Annotated in this window: 22 protein-coding genes; 13 read left to right on the forward strand and 9 right to left on the reverse strand. The window is 68.6% G+C overall.

All coding sequences use genetic code 11. The annotated features are described in order from the left end of the window. Position 1 precedes the first annotated feature (1 nt). On the forward strand, positions 2–643 hold the full coding sequence (locus tag ACQPY4_RS32385) for a TetR/AcrR family transcriptional regulator (RefSeq protein ID WP_433327378.1): 642 nt from the start codon (positions 2–4) through the stop codon (positions 641–643). On the opposite strand, the gene ACQPY4_RS32390 is transcribed toward ACQPY4_RS32385, so the two are convergent. Beyond that, a complete protein-coding gene (locus tag ACQPY4_RS32390) occupies positions 640–1,722 on the reverse strand; it encodes an NAD-dependent epimerase/dehydratase family protein (protein WP_433327380.1) in 1,083 nt (360 codons plus the stop codon). The genes ACQPY4_RS32385 and ACQPY4_RS32390 overlap by 4 nt on opposite strands. Positions 1,723–1,811: 89 nt before the next feature. On the opposite strand from ACQPY4_RS32390, the gene ACQPY4_RS32395 reads away from it, so the two are divergent. Genes ACQPY4_RS32395 through ACQPY4_RS32405 form a run of 3 tightly spaced genes read left to right on the forward strand, consistent with a single transcriptional unit; the run spans position 1,812 to position 3,870 of the window. Continuing rightward, entirely contained in the window at positions 1,812–3,146 is a 1,335-nt protein-coding gene (locus ACQPY4_RS32395; protein WP_433327382.1) for a zinc-dependent metalloprotease, read from the forward strand. Continuing rightward, positions 3,143–3,319 (forward strand): hypothetical protein, encoded by a 177-nt coding sequence (locus ACQPY4_RS32400; RefSeq protein WP_433327384.1) that lies wholly within the window; start codon positions 3,143–3,145, stop codon positions 3,317–3,319. Before ACQPY4_RS32395 ends, ACQPY4_RS32400 begins: the two co-directional genes overlap by 4 nt. Continuing rightward, the gene (locus ACQPY4_RS32405) at positions 3,316–3,870 is read left to right on the forward strand and encodes an NUDIX hydrolase (protein ID WP_433327386.1); all 555 of its coding nucleotides are present in this window, start codon (positions 3,316–3,318) and stop codon (positions 3,868–3,870) included. Before ACQPY4_RS32400 ends, ACQPY4_RS32405 begins: the two co-directional genes overlap by 4 nt. Positions 3,871–4,094: 224 nt before the next feature. Here the strand turns inward: ACQPY4_RS32405 and ACQPY4_RS32410 are convergent, their stop codons facing one another. From ACQPY4_RS32410 to ACQPY4_RS32420, 3 genes are all read right to left on the reverse strand, one after another. Beyond that, positions 4,095–4,709, reverse strand: coding sequence for a DUF2064 domain-containing protein (locus ACQPY4_RS32410; protein ID WP_433327388.1), 615 nt, complete (start codon positions 4,707–4,709; stop codon positions 4,095–4,097). A 1-nt stretch (position 4,710) separates the two neighbouring features. Beyond that, positions 4,711–5,262 carry a M48 metallopeptidase family protein gene (locus tag ACQPY4_RS32415; protein WP_433327390.1) on the reverse strand — a complete coding sequence of 184 codons (552 nt, stop codon included), beginning with the start codon at positions 5,260–5,262 and terminating at the stop codon, positions 4,711–4,713. A 138-nt stretch (positions 5,263–5,400) separates the two neighbouring features. Beyond that, positions 5,401–6,189, reverse strand: coding sequence for an enoyl-CoA hydratase/isomerase family protein (locus ACQPY4_RS32420; protein WP_433327392.1), 789 nt, complete (start codon positions 6,187–6,189; stop codon positions 5,401–5,403). A 161-nt stretch (positions 6,190–6,350) separates the two neighbouring features. Between ACQPY4_RS32420 and ACQPY4_RS32425 the strand changes: the two genes are divergently transcribed. After that, positions 6,351–7,694, forward strand: coding sequence for an ABC1 kinase family protein (locus ACQPY4_RS32425; protein ID WP_433327394.1), 1,344 nt, complete (start codon positions 6,351–6,353; stop codon positions 7,692–7,694). 173 nt (positions 7,695–7,867) lie between these two features. Here the strand turns inward: ACQPY4_RS32425 and ACQPY4_RS32430 are convergent, their stop codons facing one another. The 3 genes from ACQPY4_RS32430 to ACQPY4_RS32440 form a co-directional block, all read right to left on the reverse strand. Further along, positions 7,868–8,014, reverse strand: a complete 147-nt coding sequence (locus tag ACQPY4_RS32430; RefSeq protein WP_433327396.1) for a hypothetical protein — start codon at positions 8,012–8,014, stop codon at positions 7,868–7,870. A gap of 89 nt (positions 8,015–8,103) precedes the next feature. Next, positions 8,104–8,382: a WhiB family transcriptional regulator gene (locus ACQPY4_RS32435; RefSeq protein WP_433339124.1), complete on the reverse strand. Its 279-nt coding sequence runs from the start codon at positions 8,380–8,382 to the stop codon at positions 8,104–8,106. Between the two features lie 122 nt (positions 8,383–8,504). Further along, positions 8,505–8,810 (reverse strand): hypothetical protein, encoded by a 306-nt coding sequence (locus ACQPY4_RS32440; RefSeq protein WP_433327398.1) that lies wholly within the window; start codon positions 8,808–8,810, stop codon positions 8,505–8,507. A 230-nt stretch (positions 8,811–9,040) separates the two neighbouring features. Between ACQPY4_RS32440 and ACQPY4_RS32445 the strand changes: the two genes are divergently transcribed. From ACQPY4_RS32445 to ACQPY4_RS32470, 6 genes are all read left to right on the forward strand, one after another. Continuing rightward, positions 9,041–9,937, forward strand: a complete 897-nt coding sequence (locus ACQPY4_RS32445) for an FAD-dependent oxidoreductase (protein WP_433327400.1) — start codon at positions 9,041–9,043, stop codon at positions 9,935–9,937. Between the two features lie 370 nt (positions 9,938–10,307). Beyond that, positions 10,308–10,964: a Crp/Fnr family transcriptional regulator gene (locus ACQPY4_RS32450; protein WP_433327402.1), complete on the forward strand. Its 657-nt coding sequence runs from the start codon at positions 10,308–10,310 to the stop codon at positions 10,962–10,964. Beyond that, on the forward strand, positions 10,961–11,746 hold the full coding sequence (locus ACQPY4_RS32455) for a hypothetical protein (protein ID WP_433327404.1): 786 nt from the start codon (positions 10,961–10,963) through the stop codon (positions 11,744–11,746). The genes ACQPY4_RS32450 and ACQPY4_RS32455 overlap by 4 nt, the downstream gene beginning before the upstream one ends. A gap of 151 nt (positions 11,747–11,897) precedes the next feature. Then, positions 11,898–13,769, forward strand: coding sequence for a hypothetical protein (locus ACQPY4_RS32460; protein ID WP_433327406.1), 1,872 nt, complete (start codon positions 11,898–11,900; stop codon positions 13,767–13,769). A gap of 10 nt (positions 13,770–13,779) precedes the next feature. Then, complete coding sequence (locus tag ACQPY4_RS32465) at positions 13,780–14,505, forward strand: hypothetical protein (RefSeq protein ID WP_433327408.1); 726 nt, start codon at positions 13,780–13,782, stop codon at positions 14,503–14,505. A 271-nt stretch (positions 14,506–14,776) separates the two neighbouring features. Next, complete coding sequence (locus ACQPY4_RS32470) at positions 14,777–15,892, forward strand: hypothetical protein (RefSeq protein ID WP_433327410.1); 1,116 nt, start codon at positions 14,777–14,779, stop codon at positions 15,890–15,892. A 273-nt stretch (positions 15,893–16,165) separates the two neighbouring features. On the opposite strand, the gene ACQPY4_RS32475 is transcribed toward ACQPY4_RS32470, so the two are convergent. Both ACQPY4_RS32475 and ACQPY4_RS32480 read right to left on the reverse strand, forming a co-directional pair. Further along, on the reverse strand, positions 16,166–17,341 hold the full coding sequence (locus ACQPY4_RS32475) for an MFS transporter (RefSeq protein ID WP_433327412.1): 1,176 nt from the start codon (positions 17,339–17,341) through the stop codon (positions 16,166–16,168). A gap of 191 nt (positions 17,342–17,532) precedes the next feature. Continuing rightward, on the reverse strand, positions 17,533–18,183 hold the full coding sequence (locus ACQPY4_RS32480) for a MerR family transcriptional regulator (protein WP_433327414.1): 651 nt from the start codon (positions 18,181–18,183) through the stop codon (positions 17,533–17,535). An 87-nt stretch (positions 18,184–18,270) separates the two neighbouring features. Between ACQPY4_RS32480 and ACQPY4_RS32485 the strand changes: the two genes are divergently transcribed. Beyond that, positions 18,271–20,091 (forward strand): ABC transporter ATP-binding protein, encoded by a 1,821-nt coding sequence (locus ACQPY4_RS32485; RefSeq protein ID WP_433327416.1) that lies wholly within the window; start codon positions 18,271–18,273, stop codon positions 20,089–20,091. Then, entirely contained in the window at positions 20,088–21,851 is a 1,764-nt protein-coding gene (locus ACQPY4_RS32490; protein WP_433327418.1) for an ABC transporter ATP-binding protein, read from the forward strand. The genes ACQPY4_RS32485 and ACQPY4_RS32490 overlap by 4 nt, the downstream gene beginning before the upstream one ends. Positions 21,852–22,009 lie beyond the last annotated feature (158 nt).

The raw sequence follows: 22,009 nt of genomic DNA on the forward strand, positions 1-22,009 counted from the left end.
CATGGGGATCCTCGACGGTGTGCTGCAGCGCGCGCGGAAAAGCGAACCCGTCGACGACCGGACGGCCGAGCGCGTTCTGGACGCGGCCCTCCAGCAGGCCGAGGACTTCGGCGTCCGGCGCTTCACCATCGACGACGTGGCCCGCCGCGTCGGGGTGTCGCGCGTGACGATCTACCGGCACTTCCCCAAGAAGGACGTCCTGCTCAGCGCGCTGATGATGCGCGAGATGCATCGCTTCCTCACCAAGACCGAGGCGGTGATCTCGGCCCAGCCGACCCCCGAAGACAAGCTCGCCGAGGGCCTGCTGTTCTGCCTGGACTTCCTGCGCGGGCACCGCCTGCTCAACCGGCTGCTGCGCACCGAGCCCGAGCTGATCCTCCCCCACCTGACCACCAAGGGCTCGCCCCTGATCGCCGAGGCCCGCCAGTGGATCGCCGGGCAGACCCGCGCCGAGATCGAGGCCGGGCGGATCGCCATCCCCGACCTCGAGGTCGACATCTTCGCCGAGCTGATCGTCCGGACCGTCCTGTCGCTGGTCCTGACCCCCGAGACGGTCATCCCGCTGGACGACCCCGCTGCCAGGCGGCGGCTCATCGACGCCTACCTGAGGCCGCTCACCCAGGCCTTCCGCCCGCCCTCCTAGCGGCGGCGCCTGCGGGCGCGGCGGATCGCGGCGGCAGCGCCGATGGCGGCGACGGTGGCACCGGCCGCGGTGGCCATCGTGGCCTCCTTGCCGCCGACGCGGCGTCCGACGACGGCGTGACGCCCCGCGGTCTCGTCCATGAGCGCCAGCAGGACGGTGGCGTTGTCGAAGGACGGTTTCCACCCGGCGGCGCGCAGGCGGGCGCAGTCGACCGCCCAGGGATAGGCGACATAGTGCAGGTCGGTGGCCGGAGCGGGCGTCATGCCCAGGCGGTGCAGCCGCTGCGCCATCCCGAAGGTCACCGCGGCGGGCAGCTCGAAGGGACGCTTCCCGGTGATCTCCACCACCTCGTCCGGGCCGAGCCAGCCCTCGCAGCCGACCCCGACCGGGCCGTCCACGTCCTGGGTGACCACCGTCTCCAGGGCGGACGCCAGGTCGTCGATGTGGCAGAACTGCCAGGCGGGGTCGCTGCCCTTGACCATGAGCAGCCGCGGCGCCTCGAAATGCCGGGTGACGACGGTGTCGACGCCGGGGCCCACCAGCGCGGCGGGACGCACGACCGTGACCTTCAGCCCCGGGTGGGCCGCCTCGGCCTGGACCGCCAGGTCCTCCAGCTCCAGGAAGTCACCGGCGATGCTCTCGTTGGCCTCGGCCAGGAGCGGCGCGTCCTCGGGAAGGGGAACGGCGTTGCCCGGCCCGGCGCCGTAGACCATGGCGCTGGTCACCATCACCACGCGGCGGACCCGCGCCGCGGCCGCCGACATCACGACCGTCTGGGCGCCCCGGACGTTGTGGGTGCGGCGTTCGCGGGGATCGGCCTCCGGAGACGCCTCGATGTCCAGATGGACGATCACGTCCACGTCGGAGAGGCGGTTGGACAGCAGGGGGTCGCGGATGTCGACGACACGCCAGGTGACTCCGGGCACGTCGCCTCGGTGGCCGTCGACCGCCACGACCTTGCGCACCTCGGCGTGCCCGGCGAGCCGGGCGGCCAGCAGCCGTCCCGCTCCTGAGGCCGCCCCGGTGACGGCGACGACCGGCCCCTTACTACGCCGAGGGCGAACCTTGCCCGTTGCCACGGGGGTGCCCCCTTCCTTGTGTACGCGACTTCGCCATGACCGGCTAACGTTGCGGATATGAGCCCATCATGCATCCCAGGGGCAAACCGATGAGTGACACTCCGTTCGGCTTCAACCGTCCAGGGGACGGCGACGACGACAAGCCCCAGGATCCATTCAATGCCATGGGCGGCGACATGAGGCAGTTCGCCGACATGCTGCACCGCTTCGCCGACATGATCGGCGGCCAGGGCGGCGGTGGCGGCGAGGGCCCCCTGAACTGGGACCTGGCCAAGAACATCGCCCGGCACAGCGTGGTGGAGCAGGGCGATCCCTCGATCGTGGACGCCGAGCGCCGCCAGGTCGAGGAGGCGCTGCGGCTGGCCGACCTGTGGCTGGACGAGGGCACGACACTGCCCGCGGGCATCCGGACGCCGCAGGCCTGGAGCCGGTCGGAATGGATCGAGCAGACGCTGCCGGTCTGGGCCACGGTGTGCGACCCGATCGCCACCCGGATGGTCGAGTCGATGGGCGGCGCGCTGGGGTCCGGCGAGATCCCCGCCGACATGCAGGCGATGGCCGGTCCGCTGATCGGCATGGTCAAGCAGATGGCCGGGGCCATGGTCGGCGGCCAGGCGGGGCAGGCGCTGGGCGCGCTGGCCCGCGAGGTCGTCGGGTCGGCCGACGTGGGGCTGCCGCTGGCGCCCGCCGGCGTTGGCGCCCTGCTGCCCGCCGGGGTCGACGCCTTCGGCGAGGGCCTTGAGGTCTCCGGCGACGAGGTGCGGCTGTACCTGGCCCTGCGCGAGGCCGCCCACCAGCGGCTGTTCGCCCATGTGCCGTGGCTGCGCTCGCACCTGCTCAGCGCGGTCGAAGACTACGCGCGCGGCATCACCGTCGACCTGTCGGGCATCGAGCAGGCCGTCCAGGGGCTCGACCTGTCCAACCCCGAGGCGCTTCAGGAGGCGCTGGGCGGCGAGCTCCAGCTCCAGCCCGAGGAGACGCCCCAGCAGAAGGCCGCGCTGGCCCGTCTGGAGACGGCGCTCGCGCTGGTCGAGGGCTGGGTCGACACGGTGGTCAACCAGGTCGCGGCCGACCGGCTGCCCGGCTCGGTGAAGCTGGCCGAGGCCGTCCGGCGGCGCCGCGCCACCGGCGGGCCCGCCGAGCGGACGTTCGCGACGCTGGTCGGCCTGGAGTTGCGCCCCCGGCGGCTGCGCGAGGCGGCCGCGCTGTGGCGGACGCTGACCGAGGTGCGCGGGACGCAGGGCCGCGACGCGGTGTGGGAGCACCCCGACCTGCTGCCGTCCGCCGACGATCTCGACGACCCCGACGGCTACGTCCACGGCCGGGACGAGGGGCTCTCCGACCTCGACCTGTCCAAGCTCACCGACCCCGACGACAAGGGCGACGACAAGCCGGACGACGGCGACCCGGAGCCCCGCTCGTGAGCCTCAGGGACGGCTCCTCGGTGAACGGCTGCGTGCTGCGGCCCGAGTCGGCGACCAACGTGATCAGGCGGAGACTGGCCAGGTCGGGGCTGTGCTGGCAGCGTCCGAGCGACCATGAGCGGCGCCGCCGCCACCGCGCCAACTCGCTGTACCCCCGCGTCGGCAGGACATGACGGGGTCCGACTCGCTCCGCGCCGACGCATACGGGGTGCTGAGCCGCTGGCGCGCGCCCGATCCCGACCAGGACCGCGTCCGCCAGGGCTTCCTCCGGCATCTGGAGGCCCACCCCGACGGGATGTGGCGCGAGTGCGCCCCCGGGCACCTCACCGCGAGCACCGCCGTGCTGGACGCGACGGGCTCGCGGGTGCTACTCACCCTGCACGGCAAGATCAAGGCGTGGCTGCAACTCGGGGGGCACTGCGAGCCCGGCGACACGACGCTGGCCGGGGCCGCGCTGCGCGAGGCCACCGAGGAGTCGGGCATCGAGGGCCTGCGGCTGCTGCCCGAGCCCGTCCAGCTCGACCGGCACGCCGTGAAGTGCCACCCCGAGGGGTCCTGGCATCTGGACGTCCAGTACGCCGCGATCGCCCCGCCCGGCGCCCGGCACGCGATCAGCGCCGAGTCCGACGACCTGCGCTGGTTCCCCGTCGACGACCTCCCCGAACCCACCGACGACGCCCTGCGCCACCTGGTCGCCCGGGCCGTCTACGACGGCAGCGCGTGACCCGCGACCACGTCGCGGCTTTCGGATGCACCCGGGGCCGACGAACGACCCCGCGCGGGTAAGCGGGGTCGGACGGGAGCGCGTGACCCGCGACCAGGTCGCGGCTGTCCGATGCACCCGGGACCGACGAACGACCCCGCGCGGGCGAGCGGGGTCGGACGGCAGCGGGGACCCGCGACGACGTCGTGGCTGCCCGACGCACGCGGTTTCGGGCAGGGGCCCGGCTACGACGGCAGCGGGTGACCTTCGAGGAGGGCGCGGGTGCTGTCCCAGCCCTCCAGGCCGGGGTCGAGAAGGCGCAGGTCAGCGGGGGTGCGCAGGCGGTGCCAGGCCGGGCCCTGGGGAATCAGGCCGGGACGCGGAGCGGCGGCGCGCAGGCGCGCGAGGGCGTCGGGGGTGTCGAGGTCGACGCCGTCGAGGGCCGTGCCGAGCCAGCCGGGCAGGGGCAGGCGGGCGGCCAGGGCGACCAGGCCGGACGGAGCCTGGCACGCGGCGGCGGGGGCGCCGCCCAGCGCGCGGAAGAGTTTGCCGATCAGCAGCGGGGGCAGGTCTGGGGCGTCGGCGGCGATCAGCACGGTCTCCTGGGCACCGAGGGCGTGCAGCGCGGCGAAGGCTCCGGCGAGCGTGTTCTCCCGGACGATCGGGGTGCCGGGCCAGGTGACCGCCTCGGCGGCGGGCTGGTCGGGCGGGTCGAGCACCAGGGCTGCGGTGACCATCGCGAGCCCGGCGGCGACCTCGTAGGTGTCTTCGAGCAGCGCGAGGCGGAAGTCGTCCGGGTCGACGCCGGGTGGGCAGGCTCCCCCGGCGGACGGGACGGAAAGGACGGCGGCGCAGCGCACGCTAGCCGGCGACCCCGTGCTGGAAGCCGTCCTGGAGGTCGTCGTCACCCTCCATCGGCAGGTTCGCGGCGGCGGCGACGCCCTCGAGGTAGCCGCGGGCACGTTCGGCCTTGGGATAGTTGCCGACGAGCTCCCAGAAATCGGGCCCGTGGCCGGGGATGAGCAGATGCGCCAGCTCGTGCACCAGGACGTAGTCGACGACCCACGTCGGCATCCCGCGCAGGCGGGTGGACAGGCGGATCGTGCCGTCGTCGGGGGTGCAGGAGCCCCAACGGGTCTTCTGATTGCTCACCCAGCGCACGCTGACGGGCACGGCGCGTCCGTCCAGGTAGCGGCAGGACAGCTCGCTCGCGCGGCATTCGAGGTCGGCGTCGGACGGGCGGCGGCGGCGCTCCCGCTCGGCCAGGCGCTCGAGAATGGTCGCGACCCACTGCTCCTCCTCTGACTTGGTGAGCCTGGAGGGCAGCATGACCACGACCTTGTCCCCGTCGCGGTAGGCGGACACCGTTCGCCGGCGTCGGCTGCTGCGGCGGACCTCTACGTTAGGGGGCACCCCAGAACCGTACCCAAAAATTTGCGTCCTCCACAGGGGGCATTTTGCGTCCCCCCAGGTCAGAACGTTGTTTTCGGTCGTGCCCGCACTGTTTCCACAAAGTCCGCGCAAGGTTCGCGCGCCGGGCACTCGCGGCCGCTAGGCACCGGTGAACCGAGGCCGGCGTTTCTCGCGCTGCGCGGTGAGCCCCTCGATCATGTCCTGGGAGGCCATGGTGACGGGCTGGGCCAGCGATTCCCAGCGCAGCGCGGCCTCCAGATCGGGATGGCCGCCGCCTGCCAGGGCGGCCTTGGTGAGGCGGGTCGCGATGGGCGCGTGGCCCGCGATGGTCGTGGCGACGTCGAGGGCCCCGGCGCGGACGTGATCGCGCGGCACGGCCCTGTTGACCAGGCCGGACGCGGCGGCCTCGACGCCGGTGACGGCCCGTCCGGTGAACAGCAGCTCGCGGGCGAGGGGCAACCCGGCCACCTCGGGGAGCAGCCAGGTGGCCGCCATTCCCGGGTGGAGCCCGAGCGCGGTGAAGGGGGCCAGCAGCTTGGCGTCCTCGGCGGCGTAACGCAGATCGCAGGCGAGGGCGAGACAGAATCCGGCGCCGACCGCATGACCGTTCACGGCGGCGATCGTCGGCACTTCAAGATCACGAATTGCGAGCCAGGTGCGATAGAACTCCAGCATCCGATCGCGCAACGCCGGGACGGCAATGGCATTCTTCTCGGCCAGCCATGACAAATCGCCACCGGAAGTGAAGGCACTGCCCGCTCCGGTGACCACCACGCACCGCAACCCGGCGTCGACGCGCAGTTCCGCGATGGCGTCCTTCCAGGCCGCGGTCATCGCGTCCGACATCGCGTTGCGCCGGTCAGGGTCGTTGAGCGTCAGGACGGCGACGCCGTCGTCGCGGCGCTCCACCAGCAGTGCATCGGCCATGGCCGAACCGTACCGCGCCCCTTCACGGGGCCCGCGAGCGAGGGTGAGAAAGCACACACTTACCCCGATAGCCGCTGGTAGAAAGGGAATGCGATTACCCGCGCCGAAAACACAGCCCCCCGTTGTGGCGCGGGCGAGACCCGTCCTCGACAATGGAGCCCGTGAGCGATCTTCCGCACCGCGCGGTGACGCGGTCCGCAAAGCTGGCGTCCCTGCCGCTCGGTTTCGCCGGGCGCGCCGCGCTGGGCGTCGGCAAACGCACGTTCGGCAAGTCGGCCGAGGCGGTCGCCGTCGAGATCCAGCAGCGGACCGCCGAGCAGCTGTTCAAGGTGCTCGGTGAGCTCAAGGGCGGGGCGATGAAGCTCGGCCAGATGCTGTCGATCTTCGAGGCCGCGCTGCCGCCGGAGATCGCGGGCCCCTACCGGGCCACCCTGACCAAGCTCCAGGAGGCGGCGCCCCCGCTCCCGGCCGCCGCCGTCCACAAGGTCCTGGCCGAGAACCTCGGCGACGACTGGCGCGACCTTTTCGAGTCGTTCGACGACTCCCCCGCCGCGGCCGCCTCGATCGGGCAGGTGCACAGGGCCGTCTGGAACGACGGCCGCGCGGTCGCGGTCAAGGTCCAGTACCCGGGCGCGGGCAAGGCCCTGATCGGCGACTTCAACCAGCTCGCCCGCCTGGGCAAGCTGTTCGGCGTGCTGATGCCGGGCCTGGACGTCAAGTCGATGCTCGCCGAGCTCAAGGAGCGGGTCGTCGAGGAGCTCGACTACTCGATCGAGGCCGCGTCGCAGACCACCATCCGCGAGGCGTTCCCCGCCGACGACCCCGACTTCTACGTCCCCGAGGTCGTGTCCCAGTCCGGCGACGTCCTGGTCACCGAGTGGATCGACGGCACCCCGCTCTCCAAGATCATCAGTGACGGGAGCCAGGAGGAGCGCGACCACGCCGCCCTGCTGTACTGCCGCTTCCTGCTGTCGGGCCCCAAGCGCTCGGGCCTGCTGCACGGCGACCCCCACCCGGGCAACTTCCGCATCCTGGCCGACGGGCGGCTCGGCGTCCTGGACTTCGGCGCCGTCGACCGCATCGAGCCCGACTTCCTGCACCGCATGGGCCGCCTGCTGCGCATCGGCACGCTGGACGACATCGACCAGGTCGAGGGCGCGCTGCGCGACGAGGACTTCATCCGCGAGGGCGTCGACGTCGACGCCGAGTCGCTCCAGGCGTTCCTCGCCCCGATCACCGAGCCGTTCGTCAACGAGACCTTCGTCTTCTCCCGCGCCTGGCTGCGCGACATGGCCGCCCGCGTCACCGACCTGCGTCCCACCAACGTGGTGCGCCAGCTCAACGTCCCGCCGGAGTACGTGATCGTGCACCGCGTCCTGTCGGCCGGCACCGGCGTGCTGTGCCAGCTCGAATGCGAGATCCCGGCCCGCGCCGAGTGCCTGGCCTGGATCCCCGGCTTCGCCGAGGACGCGGGCGACGGCGCCACCGCCGAGCTCGTCGGCTGAGCGAACGAACGAAGCGGGGCCCCGCGCGCTGATGTGGCGCGCGGGGCCCCGCTGGGTGGGGCGCCGGCCAGTGGGCGACCGGACGCTCCGGGACGCCCGCAACGGGAGGCGGCCCCGCCAAACCATCCAAGAAGGGCGGGGACGGCCTGCGACCGCTGCGGGCCTGAAGCTCGTCAGCCGATCAGGACGCGGCGGACCCGGGCGGCCCGGGTCTGGGCCTCCCGGCGCGCACGCCTCATGGCACGCACCCGCGCCATGGCCCGCTGCCGCTCGATCTCCCGTATTCGTTCCCGGGACAATTCCTGGCTGAGCAATTTCACCTTGTTCTCCTTGGCTGCCCGGGGGCGCGGCCCCTGCACGGGGACCGCGTTCCCCGGGTTCCTGCCGTCGATCGTGGGTAGGCCGGTCATCAGACGGTCGCTTCGTCCGGAAGCGGGTGCTTGCGCGGACGGCCACGCGGCCGCTTGCGCGGAACGATCACTCCGCGGATGAAGAGCTCGCCGCCCCAGACACCCCACGGCTCCTTGCGCTCGAGAGCGCCGGCGAGGCACTCCTTACGGAGCGGGCACTCCAGGCAGAGCGCCTTGGCGAGCTCCACGTCGGCCGGAGCCTCGGCGAAGAAGAGTTCGGGGTCGGTCCGGCACGGAAGCGTGAGGTCCTCCTCGCTGATGGCGAGAGCCCCCTGCATCACAGTCACCCTGTTTCCTCTCGTTGGATCTCAACGGGTCGTGTCGGTCGGGTTTTCTGGGCAAATAAGAAGGCCGCGGATCCGGTGTCGGATCCGCGGCCTGGGGGCTTGCCGGTGTCTAGCTAGACCGGTCGCCTCCAGGGGTACGGACCCGACGCGCCACCCGGGTTGCGGGTGTCGACGTCCACGTGGGCCTTGGCCTGGACTCGCTGCTCTTCGAGCAGATCGCGCGTCTGGATGCCGAAGGCTCCAAAGAGCCCACTACCGGCGTTCCGCTCGGCGATCATCAGCCGTAGTCCGTCAATGCGCGCGGGGTCGCCACCGAGCGCGTGGCTCAGCGGCGAGACGGCGGACGGACCGGCATACCCGGAGGTGCCAGGGCATGCGGGGGCCCAGGTCGGCCACGATTTGCTCATCATGTTGATCACCGGACTGCACACCACCTTCCTGGCTCCTCGGGGCCGTTACCGGATCAAGATCCAGTCGGCCCGATGGTCGATTGCTCGCGACGAGCGTACGGCGACTTCCGCAAAACAATCAAGATATTTTTGACCTGCGGTTTTGTGGGTCAGTTCACCCTCGTCCCCGCGAACTCAGCGGCCCCTGCGACCGTCTAAGGCGGTTGAACCGGACGGCACCCGGGGCAATGATCGTTATCATGCCACAGGTCCTCGTCGCCGGCGCGGGAGTCATCGGCCTCAGCTGCGCCGTCCGCCTCGCCGAACGGGGCCACCGCGTGGACGTCGTGACCCGCGACCTCCCCGCCGACACCACCTCGTCGACGGCGGCGGCGCTCTGGTACCCCTACCTCGCCCATCCCCCGGGCCGCGTCACCGCCTGGTCGACCACGACCTACCGGGAATTCACCCGCCTGGCCGAGATCCCGGAGACCGGAGTCCGCCTCCTCCAGGGCACCGAGTTCCTCGCGGAGCCCACCCCGACGCCCGCCTGGGCGGACGCCGTCCCCAACTTCGCGCGCCTCGACCACGGCTGGACGTTCACCGCCCCCACGATCGACATGAGCGTCTACCTCCCCTGGCTGGTCGCTCGCCTGGAGTCCCTCGGCGGCCGCATCGTCCAGGAGACCCTCGACGAACTCCCCACCGCCCCCGTAATCGTCAACTGCACCGGCCTCGGCGCCCGCGACCTGATCGGCGACACCTCGCTGACCCCCGTCCGAGGCCAGGTCCTCGTTCTGGAGAAGACCGACCTCACCACCTGGTGGCTGGACGCCTCCACCCCCGATCGCCTCTGCTACGTCATCCCCCGCCTCCACGACACGATCGTCGGCGGGACGTCCCAGCCGGGAAACTGGAGCCGGACCCCGGACCCGGAGACGGCCCAGGAGATCCTCCACCGCGCCACCCGCGCGATCCCGTCGCTGGAGAGCGCCCGCGTCCTGGCCCACAAGGTCGGCCTGCGCCCGGCCCGTCCCACCGTGCGGCTCGAAACCGAGCAAACGAGCCGAGGCCTGGTCGTCCACTGCTACGGCCACGGAGGCGCGGGCGTCACCCTCTCCTGGGGCTGCGCCGACGAGGTGGCCGCCCTCCTCTGAGGCCGAACGCGGACACGAGCGCGATCACGCCCACCCCGACCAGCGCCGTGGCCGCACCAGCCGACCCGAAGTCGAACAACCGCCCGATCACCAGATCACCCACGCACGCGAACAACCCCGCAAATCGATCTTCACAACAGCGCTCCTCCGCTGATTTTGTCCGCTGCCCGAAACACCCCGATGACACCGGTGGGTGCCCTGGACAGTCCCGAAACTAACCCCGATCCGCCTAACGGTAAGCGATTGGCCGAGTGGGCGATACATGCCAGATCATTCTCTGAAGTCAGCAAAGAATATATGCCCCAGAGGATGGGCTTTGCTACCCCTCCCGGAAGTTCTCGGTCTGCCATATAGATTCTACAATCCATCCATGAGCGTCCCGCTGGAGTGGAATGCACTACAAGAGGTCATCAAGGATGCCCGCAAACGAAACTTCCAGCCCGGCCAACCTCTAGTCAGACAAGGGGAGCGCGGGGAGTATGTAATGGCCCTCATACAAGGACAGGTTAAGGTACAACGCAGTACAGCCGAAGGCAGGACCAGAGTTCTGGATTTCCGCACCGCAGGGGAAGTTTTGGGAAGGTCGGCGGTCCTCTATCAATGCCCACGGAGTGCCGAGATTCTAGCGCTTACTCATTCTCAGGTAGCGCTTGTTCCAGCAAACACGTACCGTTCTTGCTTGGAGCAATACTCTCTAACGATGGCCGTCTCGAAAGACGCTCTAGACCGAGTGAAAGAGACCGTTGCAGTTCGGGATCACGACTGCCTCAGAGACAGGCTGGCCTACGCGCTCCTCCTTCTAGCGCATCGCGGCTCGACAGCACAGGAGTCTGGACGAATGGCATTGCACATCTCTCGCTCCGACCTCGGGAGCTATCTCGGTGCGAGTCGCAACAGTATCTCCCAAGAAATAAATAGAATCCCGGGCGTCTACGCGAGAAGAAGGTTGATTACGATCGATATCCGTCGCCTGCATGATTTTGCGATCCAGGCGAAGGTTCACATGACACCAAGGAGCACCACATGAGCGACGCACTCTTCGAGGTGCCGGACCGAATCTCTACCGTCCCGCCTCACCAAGGCATCATCGCTATAGACATTAGCGATTACAGTGCTCGCTCCTCGGTGGAACAACGAGTGATCGCCGAAGGGCTCGAAGAACTCCTGGAGACCTCCTTCGCACGAGCGCGACTCACCGACGTCTGGGCTGCACGAGCATTCCCCTCTCAGCGGGGGGACGGTTACAGCTTCGGGTTTGACCCAGGGCGAATGCCCGAGGTCATCGCAAGTTGGCTCGCAGAACTCCAACACACCCTGTCCAGCATCCGGCCGCCCGCACTGCAGATCCGCATGCAGGTGGCACTGCATATCGGGCCACTACCCGCCGATGGACGCAAGGCCGACGGGGCTGGGACCGCCCGGAATGATACGGCGCGACTTCTCAACTCCAGAGTAATCAAAGCGCTAATAGCTAAGGCCGATCCGGAGGTCACGCGAGTGGTGGCGATACTTTCTGAACACTGCTACGAGGTTGCGGTCGTCAGCGGTCACGCCCTACCCGTCGGATATTTTAGAAAGGTGGTGGCCACCGTCCAGGACAAAGGATTCGAAAAAACGGGATGGATACACATCCCGTGCCCTTCGGCCAATCTTTTGGATGAACGACTACTAGGCAAAATGGACGCACATGCGCACGAAACAGATGAACAGGCCCTCAGGGACAATACTCTATCGCGAACGATCAACACTATCGATCAGGGCAACCTCAACAGCGGGACGATCCACGGAGACCAGACGTTCCGTAGCTGAGGTATGACGGCGACTTCGCCTGCATGTGATGCACATCACAACCGCTGTGCTCGATGAGTGCAGTACTACGCAGCGAGGCTCTCCAAGAATCGATGTCGGAAGGCCAGCCAAACAGAGGCCAGCCTAAAGCGCCTCTGATACGGAGGTTCCGATGTCCGATTCAACGTTCAATATCTCCATGGCCTTGGGTCATGCCGTGAACCTGAACTCGGGTTTCGTCGGCGGTGACCAACAGCAATTCGGCCGCGCAAAATCACCTGAACCTCGATCATCCAGTGGGGTACTTCCTCAAAGCCTCCTAGTTGAAGCCCACAAGGAATTCGTGGCACCCGAGTGGCTGGGCCGCGCGCGAAAACAGCTACACCGCAATGGCCTGCTGCTTCTCGCTGGCCCCACCGGCACCGGCCGCCGGACCGCAGCACTGAACCTTCTCTGCACCATACGCGGTTCGCAGTCAGTAGTGCATCACCTCGACGATACGGTCAACTACTCGTCCTGGCGCCCGCTTCCCGGCGCTGCCGATGGTTACTTGGTCGAGGGCACCTTTGGTGGCCTGCTCAGGAATGATGCCGCCGTCACCGCTCTCGCAACAAAGGTGCGCGAGGTTGGCGCGATGATGGTTGCCATCATCCCCAGCGACCCGAGATTGGAGGCTGAGCTTGAGCGGACACATGGCCCAGTTCTTGTGCGCTGTACACCACCTGACGCACGCCGCGTGTTCGATACCCGGTTCGCCGCAGCAGTACCTGGTGAGGACGAGCGCGGTCGGCTTCTGAACGGGCTGTCAGAGAGGTTCGTTCGGGCATTGCTGCCTTTGGGAGCCTCCCCCAAGGACGCCGAAGATCTGGTCGAAGCTGTGATCGCGGTGGGGCGAGCAGACGAGCCGGTGCGCCGCGCAATGATCATCAGGCAGATGCTGGAAAACCGGGCCGACCGAGAGATCGAACTGTACCTTCCGCCGCTGGAAGAACCTCACACGCTCAGTGCTGTCGTCTCAGCGGCCGTGTTCGCTGAATACGGCCCACACGTTGTCGTTGACCAGGCGGCACGATTGCTGCACGCACTGCCTGGCAAGGACGCCGCCTGCCCGAGCCTTGAGGATGATCAACGTCTGACAGTGCTCTGGGAAACCTTCGGTGCTCGCACCTTGCCCATCCGAGAGCCTGGGCGTCCATTGGCACTCAAACTCGTCTTCCACCGAACCCAGTGGCCAGCCGCCATCTTGCGCCAAGTCTGGCGGCGGAACGGGCTGAGGGTGCACCTTGTGGCCTGGCTTCGGTCGGTCAAGACTGCCGAACTGGTCAGGCCGGCCGGCTCTGCCCTCGCCCTTTCGGCTCCTCGACGGGGACACGCGCCACTCCGCCAGATACAAGTATGCGCTGCCTCTGGCAGCCGTTTCGGGCAAGCGGTCGCCGCGGAGGCGTTGCGGAACTTGCTGGAAGATCCAGAGTTCTCGCATGACGTTGCAGGCCAATTGGCGCGATGGGCATATAGCCGCGACCGGACCCTGCGACTGACCACCGCGCTCGCCCTCGGGGGCGGAGCTGACATCGCACCCTCGACGCTAGCGCTGCCGTTGCTGCGGCGGTTGATTCATGGAGCGGAACTGATGGTCGACCGCTCTGTCGACGAGGCACTGGATACGGCGGCCCTCGACCTGTTCATACGCGGTGATCGGCACCTCGTCCTGAAGACTCTGCACGATTGGGCGGACAGTGGCGGACATGAAGGACGCTGGGCGGCTCGGACCTTCCCAAGGCTTCTCCGTAGGGACTTCGCCTGGTTCGAAGCACAAGTCGTGGCAGAGGAGAGCTTCTTCGCGCTGCTTGTCCTGCTTATCAGAAGAATCTCGCGCATGCGCGACGGCAACTCCGCCCTTCGTGATGCCTTGCTGCTCTGGCGGCGCGTAGCGGCATGGAGCCCAGCACGCGCAGCCATCTTGGAAACCATCTTCGAAGCCGTGGGCTTTGATGCTCACCGCCGAGTGCAGCAATTGCTGGAATCAATCGACCGACAGTCCTGAGGAGGACGCCATGTTCCGGCTGGACAGAGAGAAGCTGTTCGCCAAGATTTCACATCACGATGAAATCGTGCAGCACCCAGGCGTGCAGATCCAGTTCGAAGGCCAGTGGATTCGACTGGATGCAACACAGGCACGAGAGGCAGTACGTGGCCGACAGGGAGAGGCGCCATACAGAGGGGCGGTTTGGAGTGCGGTCATCCGTCTAGCCCAATTGGGAGGGGAGAAGGACCAATTGTTTGCTGTATGGCTTGCCGAGCCCTGGATCAACCGCGTTATTCAGCGGATATCACTTCAGTGCCCGGTGAGCGGCGAGGATCTCGAAGCGGAGATGGTGACCTGTGTTCTTGAGGGCCTACCAACTGCGGATCCCGATGATCTCGAGGCAGGTGAGCGAGTACTCAAGTCCGCTGCGAGTCGGGCATGGAAGCTGGCAATGGCCTCAAGCCGAGAGAGAGCGACTGCCAACCCACACGAAGTTGATCACTCGCGTCAGCACATGCTTGTCGGGCCCTTCGGCAGTGGCTCCTGGGAGTTGGAGATCCAGCCTCCTTCGCATGAAAAGGGGCTCTCGGCGCCGATCCGCTTTACCGCCTCCACCCCGCAGATTGAGGGCGAGCGCCTAGGCGCACTCGCGCATCGGCTCGGGCTGGCGGATGTCGTCCGCCAGGCTCGGCGGCCCGGCCCAGGAAGGCCTATTGGGCGACTGACGGTGCGCCCGCAGAGGAGCGTTCGATGATTAGTGCTCCATTGACATTCCCCGAGGTGTTCGATCTGCCATTGGCAGTAGACCTTCGCACTGCGGCGCGCGCCTTCGGCGTCTGCTCCACCACCGCCTACCGAATGATCCGTGATGACCGGTTCCCCTGTCCAGTCATCCGAGTCGGTCATCAGTATCGCGTCCCGACCCTGGGCTTGATGACTGCTCTCGGCGTAGGGCTGAGTTCAGTCGAACCCGAGTCACTAGAGGCCGGCATCAGCCGCGCCGCCAAACAGATGGAGGTACATCCATGACCATTCTGGCATCACCCGCCGCATCAGGAGCACCCGAGGATCCTTCGCGCCTCACATGCTTCGCGATCGGTCCGATCGGAGACATGAACGCGTCTCTCGGATCTCCGGAGCGGAGGACATACGAAGATTCCCTGGAGATCTACACACAGGTGACTCTTGCGGCCTGCAGGGCATGCGACATCGCGTCAGTGAGATCCGACGAACTCCCCGACCTGGGTGAGATCACTGAACAGGTGCGCAGATACCTTAGCGAGGCCGATCTCGTGATCGCCGATGTGAGCGGCGCGAACGCCAATGTCATGTACGAACTCGGCATGCGGCATGCCACAGGCCGTCCGACCATCCTGCTGGGCGAACGCGGACAGTTGCCCTTCAACATCGCGGCCGTGCGGACCATCCAGTTCGAACGTGAGCCGAACGGCCTGATCAGCGCTCGCAAGGTCCTCGAACGGACCTTGAAGGCGGTCCTTCAAGAGGGTCTCGACGTGCTCACCCCCACCCGAATCATCCGCCCAGAGGACTCGGACCAAACCCAGGAGGTTGAGGATCAACCTGGACTGCTCGAGAACTACGCACTGATCGAAAGCGGGCTGGAAGAACTAACAGACGATTTCGATACGCTCACCAAGTCCATCGAGCAGATTAGCGTGATCATGGAAGCGGCCACATCCGAGATCCTGCGACTCAACGGAGAGAACGTTCCGGCCAGCGCTCGTGTATCGCACGTAGCCAGACTCGCCAAAGAACTCGCCGATCCCGCCGACTGTATGGAGGCAACGTCAACCCAACTTAGTGAGCGTATGCAGACGGTGGACAGTGCAATTCGAGGAATTCTGGACTTCACAAGTACCGTTGATCCAGCAGACCAACCGGAAGGGACCGCCGAGTTTCTCGAAATTCTCGTAGGATTCGCCGCCACCGCCACCGAGAACCTGAGGGCCGTGGAAGAGTTTGCCGTGATCGTCGACAGCGCCCGCAAATTCAGCAGAGTTCTCAGAAAGCCGCTGACGCAAATCTCTACCTCCGGCAGGAGGGTCGCGGCGGTCTCGATTTCCATTGCGGAGTGGGGCGAGATCGCAGAAGTACTTCTCCGCCGCGAGCCCGGTGATTGAAAGTACCTACGATAGGTCAAGGCACTCAGGGTGTTCCACGAGTGCCTTGACCTATCGGCGGGCGGTTTGCCAGATGCCGGGCGTACAGTAACTTTTGCCAACGCTATCGCGATCAGCAGCGACTGCTTGGCATCCCGCCAACTTTGCAACCGGGTTGCTACATTCCCAGTGGCGACTAGGGCTCCTAATTCCGGGAACCAAGGAGGACGACGGTCAACTCTTCCATCCTCCTCACGATAGATCCACACCTCCCGGGCCTATTGGAGGCCAAGGTCACGGCCCCCGGGTGCCGAAGGCGGACACGAGCGCGATCACGCCCACCCCGACCAGCGCCGTGGCCGCACCGGCCGACCCGAAGTCGAACAACCGCCCGATCACCAGATCCCCCACGCACGCGAACAGCCCCGCAAAGGACGCCATAACGCCGTAATACGACCCGAACCGCTCGGACGGCGCGTGCCGCACGGCCCGCTGGAAGATCGAGGGCTGGACCAGGCCGTTCGACACGCCGTTCAGGACGGCCGCGAGCATCAGGGGGCCCGTTTCCGTCCCGTCCAGCGGGGCCAGGACGAAGAACGTGGCCGCCGCGCACAACAGCCCGAGACGCAGAACCCAGGGGCGCTCACCCCGGCGCTTCATCGCGACGAACGGCTGGGCCGCCGCCGCCACCGCGGCCAGCAGGCAGAAGCACAGGGTCGCCAGACCGGCGCCGAACCCGAGCTGCGGCACGGCGGTCATGATGTGGTTGGCCAGCAGCGTCGTGGGCGCCGTCATCAGCGCGAACAGGACGAACGTCCGGTCGCGGAACACCGCTCGCACCCCGGTGACCAGATCGCGGAACCGGGCCGGTGGCCGCTTCTCCCGTCGCGGCACCAGAAGGAACAGGACGGCGGCGATCGTCCACAGGCCCGCCGACGTCCCCGTGAGGAGCACGAACCCGGGTCCCAGGGAGATCAGCAGGAGCCCCAGGGGCGGCCCCGTGATCGTCGCGGCATGCTGCGTCGCGACGAACCCCCCGAACCCCCGCGACCGGCTGACGGGATCGACGCCCGCCAGAAGGCTCTGGACGGCGGGGTTGTAGAGCGCGCCCCCGATCCCGAGGACGACCGCCACACCCAGGAGCGCCCCCAGGCTCTCCGCCACCCCGAGCAGGCCGAAGCCGACGGCCCGCACCACGCAGGCGATCACCCCGGTCAGCCGCGCGCCGATCAGGTCCGTCACCGTGCCCACCGGCAGCAGCAACACGTACTGCACCCCGAGCCGCACCCCGAGGACCAGCCCGATCGTCCCGGCCATCAACCCCAGATCGTTCCGCAGGTGCGCGACGACATGGGCCATCACGGAGAAGTAGCCGAGACAGCTCGCCAGCTGGATCGCCAGCACCGTCACGACCACCCGGCGCCCGGGTGCACGCGCGACCGGAGGGGCGGGAGGGGCAGCGACGATCACGGAAGAGAGCACACCAGAGACGCGTCCGGCGGGTCCAATACGGACAAGGGTCGCCAACCCATACCCGAACCCATATCAACCCAGCTCAAAGCACCCTCCCCAGCAAAGCGCCCGAAGGATACCCGTCCACCCGCCCGGGTTCGGCCGGACCCACGCCATCGATCGGGCAGTCGGACCGGCGCGTGGCTCGTTCAGGCGTCCGGCGGCAGGGCCCGACGGCGGTACGCGCGCTGGCGGCAGGTGGCTGAGCAGTACGTCCGCGGCCTGCCGAGCCGCGTCGCGCGCGGGACCGCGTGCCCGCAGCCCGGGCACGGCGGACTTTCGTCACCGACCTTCTCCGCGGGTTTCTTTTCGTCACGCGCCGGCTCGGCGGCGGGCCGACCCGCACCGGTTCCGGCCGCCCGCGCGGCGGCCACCAGACTGTGGTGGCGGACGCGTCCTCTCGGTGTCCGCCTGGTGAGCTCGATGTCGAGGCTGGGGCACCGCGCCGGGTCGTCGTGCTCGCACCGCAGCAGCGCGGTCAGGTAGTCGCGCGCGTCCCGCATCCGGGCGATCCGCTCCTCGAGGAAGTCGATCTGCTCGCTGAGAGCACCCCGCCACACCTCGAGGTTCGTCGTCCTCTTCGACGTCACCACGGCGACCCGGTCCAGCGGCATCATCCCGGTCACCCGGCACAGGTAGACCAGGCCGAGCCGCCGGAGGTCCCGCTCCCGGTAGAGGCGCCGGTCGCCGCTGCGAGCCGGGCCGGTCAGCACCCCCTGCCGTTCCCACCACCTCAGTGTGGACGGCGCCAGGTCGTAGAGGGCGGCGGCTTCGCCGATGCGCACTCCGCTTTCGCTCATCCGCCCATTTGACATCAAGCTCGCTTCAAGATTCAAGATTAGGCGAGCCTAACCTAAGCATCGAACACGTGAGGACCGCCCAGGCCGATGACAGCCATGGACGCCGCCCCGCCGCGCTCCCCACGAGCGCGACCCGCGCCCACCGAGCAGGACCGAGCGCCCCAATTGATCGGCATCGCCGCGGCGGCCCGGATGCTGCGACCCATCCGAGCTCACCTGATCCTCAGCGCGATGCTGTCGGCGGTGGCCGCCGCGGCCGGTTTCCTCCCGTTCGTCGCGGTCGCCAAGATCGCTCGCGGCGCGCTCGCCGCCGGGGACCCCGGCCGGGCGTCCGGCACGGTGGGGTTCTGGGCGGGCGCCGGGGCGGCGGGGGCACTGCTACGACTGGTCCTGCTCGCGCTGGCCGCGCACGTCGGGCACAACGCGGACGCGGAGATGCTGCACCACCTCCGGGTGCGGATCGTGCGGCGGCTGGGCGTGGTTCCGCTGGGCTGGTTCCGCTCAGCCGGTTCCGGTCAGGTGCGCAAAGCGATGACCGAAGACCTCGGCACGATGCACGAACTGTTCGCCCACGCGCTGGGCGGCCTGGTCGGCGCGCTCACCGGCCTGGTGGCCGCGGTCGCCTACCTGGCCGTCGTGGACTGGCGGCTGGCGCTGGTGGTCGTGGCGTTCCCCGTGCTGGGGCTGCTCAGCTACCGGCGCGGAATGCGCTCCTCACCCGCGCTGATGGGAGCCCTGATCGCCGCCGAGCAGCGGATCGGCACCGCCGGACAGGAATACGTCGACGGCATCAGCGTGGTGAAGACCTACGGTGGGCCGTCCAGGCGGGTCCTGAGCCGGTTCGAGCAGGCGATGGACGAGCACAGGCGCGCGTACGGCGCCTTTCTGGCCCAGAACCGGACCACCGGGGCGGTGAGCCACGTCCTGGGTTCGGAGATGACCCTCCTGGGTGCGGTCATGGCCGCGGGCCTGGGCTTCGTCGGCGCGGGCCTGCTCACGATGCCCGACCTGCTGCCGTTCCTGGTCGTCGGCATCGGGCTGCCGAGTTCGATCGGCCCGCTGTTCCACGGCGCTCACGGGTTGCGCATGGCGCGCATCGCCGCGGGCGACATCGAGCGCCTGCTGTCCCGCGAGCCCCTGCCGGAGCCCCGGCGGCCGCGGCGACCGGACGGCCACCGCATCGAATTCGACCGGGTCCGCTTCTCCTACGACGGCGTGAACGACGCGGTGCGGGACGTCAGCGCGGTCTGCGAACCGGGCACCGTCACCGCCCTCGTCGGACCTTCCGGCGCCGGGAAGTCCACCCTGGCCGCCCTACTGCCGCGGTTCTACGACGTCACCGGCGGAGCGATCCGAATCGGCGGGGCCGACCTTCGCGAGCTGCCGTCGGAGAAGGTGCTCTCATCGATGTCCCTGGTGTTCCAGGACGTGATGCTGCTGCGCGACACGGTCACCGAGAACATCCGCATCGGCCGCCAGGACGCCACCGACGAGCAGGTCAGACAGGCCGCCAAGGCTGCACAGCTGCACGAGGTGATCGAGCGGCTGCCGGAGGGCTACGACACCATGCTGGAAACCGGCAACGGCGGCTTCTCCGGCGGTGAACGTCAGCGGCTGACGATCGCCCGCGCGATCTTGTCCGACGCCCCGATCGTCGTGCTGGACGAGGCCACGGCGGCGCTCGACCCGGACAACGAGGCCGCCGTCCAGGCGGCGCTGGCCGAGCTGGTCGCGGGCCGGACCGTCATCGTGATCGCCCACCGCCTGCACACCATCGTCTCCGCCGACCGGATCCTCGTCCTCGACGAGGGCAGGCTCGCCGAGTCGGGCACCCACCGGGAACTCGTCGCCCGCAACGGCCTGTACGCGCGGATGTGGCGAGCACAACAGAACGGAAACCGCACATGATCCGCGAGGTGTACCGGCTGTGGCCGCACCCGCGCCCGCTGGTCCGGGTCTGGCTGCTCACCGCGTTTCTCGCGGTCGGCCAGGGCCTGCTGCTCGGAGCGCTGCTCCCCGTCCTGCGGGCGCTGCTGCGTCCGGACCCCGATTTCACCGCCGCCGCCCCGTGGCTGATCACCGGCGGGATCGGGCTGCTCGCCCACATGGCGCTGACCGCGATCGCCACCCCGATCGGGTTCAACGCCACCATGGACCTGGCGATCCAGCTGCGCCGACACCTGATGGGGCTGGTGACGACCCTGCCGCTGGGCTGGTTCACCGCCGACCGCAAAGCGCGGTTCGTGCACACCGTGACCACCGTCGCCGGCCACCTCGCCCAGCTGACCGTGACGGTCGGCGCGCCGGCCATCACCTGCATGGTGGTACCGGCCACCGTCACCGCGGTCACCTTCGCCGTCGACTGGCGCCTGGCACTGCTGTTCCTGGCCACCTTCCCGCTCGCACTGCCGGCCATGCGCCGGTCCAAGCGGATCGTCGCCGCGGTGTCGGTGGACATGGAGACCGCCGGCAAGGAGGTGGCCGGACGCGCCATCGAGTTCGGCCAGGCCCAGCCCGTGCTCCGGGCCGCCGGGCACGCCACCACCGGCACCGCGCGCATGCGCGACGCGCTCGATGACCACCGCTCGCAGTACCGGCGAGCACTGCGGCGCACGCTCGGCCCCGAGCTCACCTACAACGGCGTGGTGGCGGCCGGGTACGTCGCCGTCCTGGTGCTCGGTGTGCAGTTCCTGCTCAACGGGACCCTCGCGGTGGCCGACACCGTGGCCCTGCTGGTTCTCGCGATCCGCTTTCTCGAACCGCTCGGCACGATGATCGGCCTCGCCTCGGGACTCGGCGCGATGGACTACCTCGTCGACGAAGTCGAGGACATCCTGCACACCCCCACGCTGCCGCACCGCCCGGACCCGGTGCGGCGGGTGCCCCACGCCGGGATCGAGTTCTCCGACGTCACCTACACCTACGACCACGGGAACGCACCGGCCCTGTCCGGGGTCTCGTTCCGGTGCCCGCCCGGCACGACCACCGCACTGGTCGGCCCGTCCGGATCGGGCAAGACAACCGTCACCCGGCTCATCGCCCGCCTCTTCGACACCGATTCCGGCACCGTGCGCGTCGGCGGGGTCGACGTGCGCGACTACGACCACTCCACGCTGCTCGGCGACATCGCCATCGTCTTCCAGGACGTCTACCTCTTCGACACCACCATCGAGGAGAACGTCCGCATCGCCCGCCCGGACGCCACCCGCGAAGAACTCCAGGCGGCCGCGCGCGGCGCCCGCCTCGACGAAGTGGTCGAGCGCCTGCCCGACGGCTGGCAAACCCGGGTGGGCGAAGCGGGCGCCCAGCTCTCCGGCGGGGAACGCCAGCGCGTGTCCATCGCCCGCGCGTTCCTCAAGCAGGCCAGGATCGTCCTCGTCGACGAGCCGACCTCGGCCATCGACCCGGAGAACGAGACCGCCATCAGCCAGGCCATCGGCGCGCTGTCCGGCGACCCCGGCCGAACCGTGCTCGTCATCGCCCACCGACCGGCCACACTCGCCACCGCCGACCAGGTGGTCACCCTCAAGGCCGGACGCGTCGCGGAGACGGGTGCCCCGAAGGACCTCATGCACACCGGCGGCTCCTTCGCTCGCCTCTACCACCAATACGAGAACGCCCGTACCTGGCAGATCACCAAGAACGCGCCACCGACGCCGCAGCCGTGAGCACGACAGAATGCCCCGCAACGGCTGCCGGTCGGCTCGCTCCAGCTGAGTCACCGCGACCACCACCCGGCTCAGCCAGGCATCGAGCCGCTCGACGCGATCGACGGACCGGCCGGTGCGCCGGTTCGCCAGTCTGCGACCGGAGCGTCCAACTCATC

It is taken from the genome of Spirillospora sp. CA-294931 (assembly GCF_050946795.1).
Taxonomy (GTDB): domain Bacteria; phylum Actinomycetota; class Actinomycetes; order Streptosporangiales; family Streptosporangiaceae; genus Spirillospora.

Excerpts from the sequence above, each read along its gene's own strand:
- ACQPY4_RS32460 (WP_433327406.1), top strand. The coding sequence starts at position 11,898 with ATGTCCGATTCAACGTTCAATATCTCCATGGCCTTGGGTCATGCCGTG.
- ACQPY4_RS32405 (WP_433327386.1), top strand. The coding sequence starts at position 3,316 with ATGACGGGGTCCGACTCGCTCCGCGCCGACGCATACGGGGTGCTGAGC.
- ACQPY4_RS32450 (WP_433327402.1), top strand. The coding sequence starts at position 10,308 with ATGAGCGTCCCGCTGGAGTGGAATGCACTACAAGAGGTCATCAAGGAT.
- ACQPY4_RS32445 (WP_433327400.1), top strand. The coding sequence starts at position 9,041 with ATGCCACAGGTCCTCGTCGCCGGCGCGGGAGTCATCGGCCTCAGCTGC.
- ACQPY4_RS32470 (WP_433327410.1), top strand. The coding sequence starts at position 14,777 with ATGACCATTCTGGCATCACCCGCCGCATCAGGAGCACCCGAGGATCCT.
- ACQPY4_RS32480 (WP_433327414.1), bottom strand. The coding sequence starts at position 18,183 with ATGAGCGAAAGCGGAGTGCGCATCGGCGAAGCCGCCGCCCTCTACGAC.
- ACQPY4_RS32485 (WP_433327416.1), top strand. The coding sequence starts at position 18,271 with ATGACAGCCATGGACGCCGCCCCGCCGCGCTCCCCACGAGCGCGACCC.
- ACQPY4_RS32385 (WP_433327378.1), top strand. The coding sequence starts at position 2 with ATGGGGATCCTCGACGGTGTGCTGCAGCGCGCGCGGAAAAGCGAACCC.
- ACQPY4_RS32465 (WP_433327408.1), top strand. The coding sequence starts at position 13,780 with ATGTTCCGGCTGGACAGAGAGAAGCTGTTCGCCAAGATTTCACATCAC.
- ACQPY4_RS32435 (WP_433339124.1), bottom strand. The coding sequence starts at position 8,382 with ATGCAGGGGGCTCTCGCCATCAGCGAGGAGGACCTCACGCTTCCGTGC.
- ACQPY4_RS32490 (WP_433327418.1), top strand. The coding sequence starts at position 20,088 with ATGATCCGCGAGGTGTACCGGCTGTGGCCGCACCCGCGCCCGCTGGTC.
- ACQPY4_RS32455 (WP_433327404.1), top strand. The coding sequence starts at position 10,961 with ATGAGCGACGCACTCTTCGAGGTGCCGGACCGAATCTCTACCGTCCCG.
- ACQPY4_RS32395 (WP_433327382.1), top strand. The coding sequence starts at position 1,812 with ATGAGTGACACTCCGTTCGGCTTCAACCGTCCAGGGGACGGCGACGAC.
- ACQPY4_RS32420 (WP_433327392.1), bottom strand. The coding sequence starts at position 6,189 with ATGGCCGATGCACTGCTGGTGGAGCGCCGCGACGACGGCGTCGCCGTC.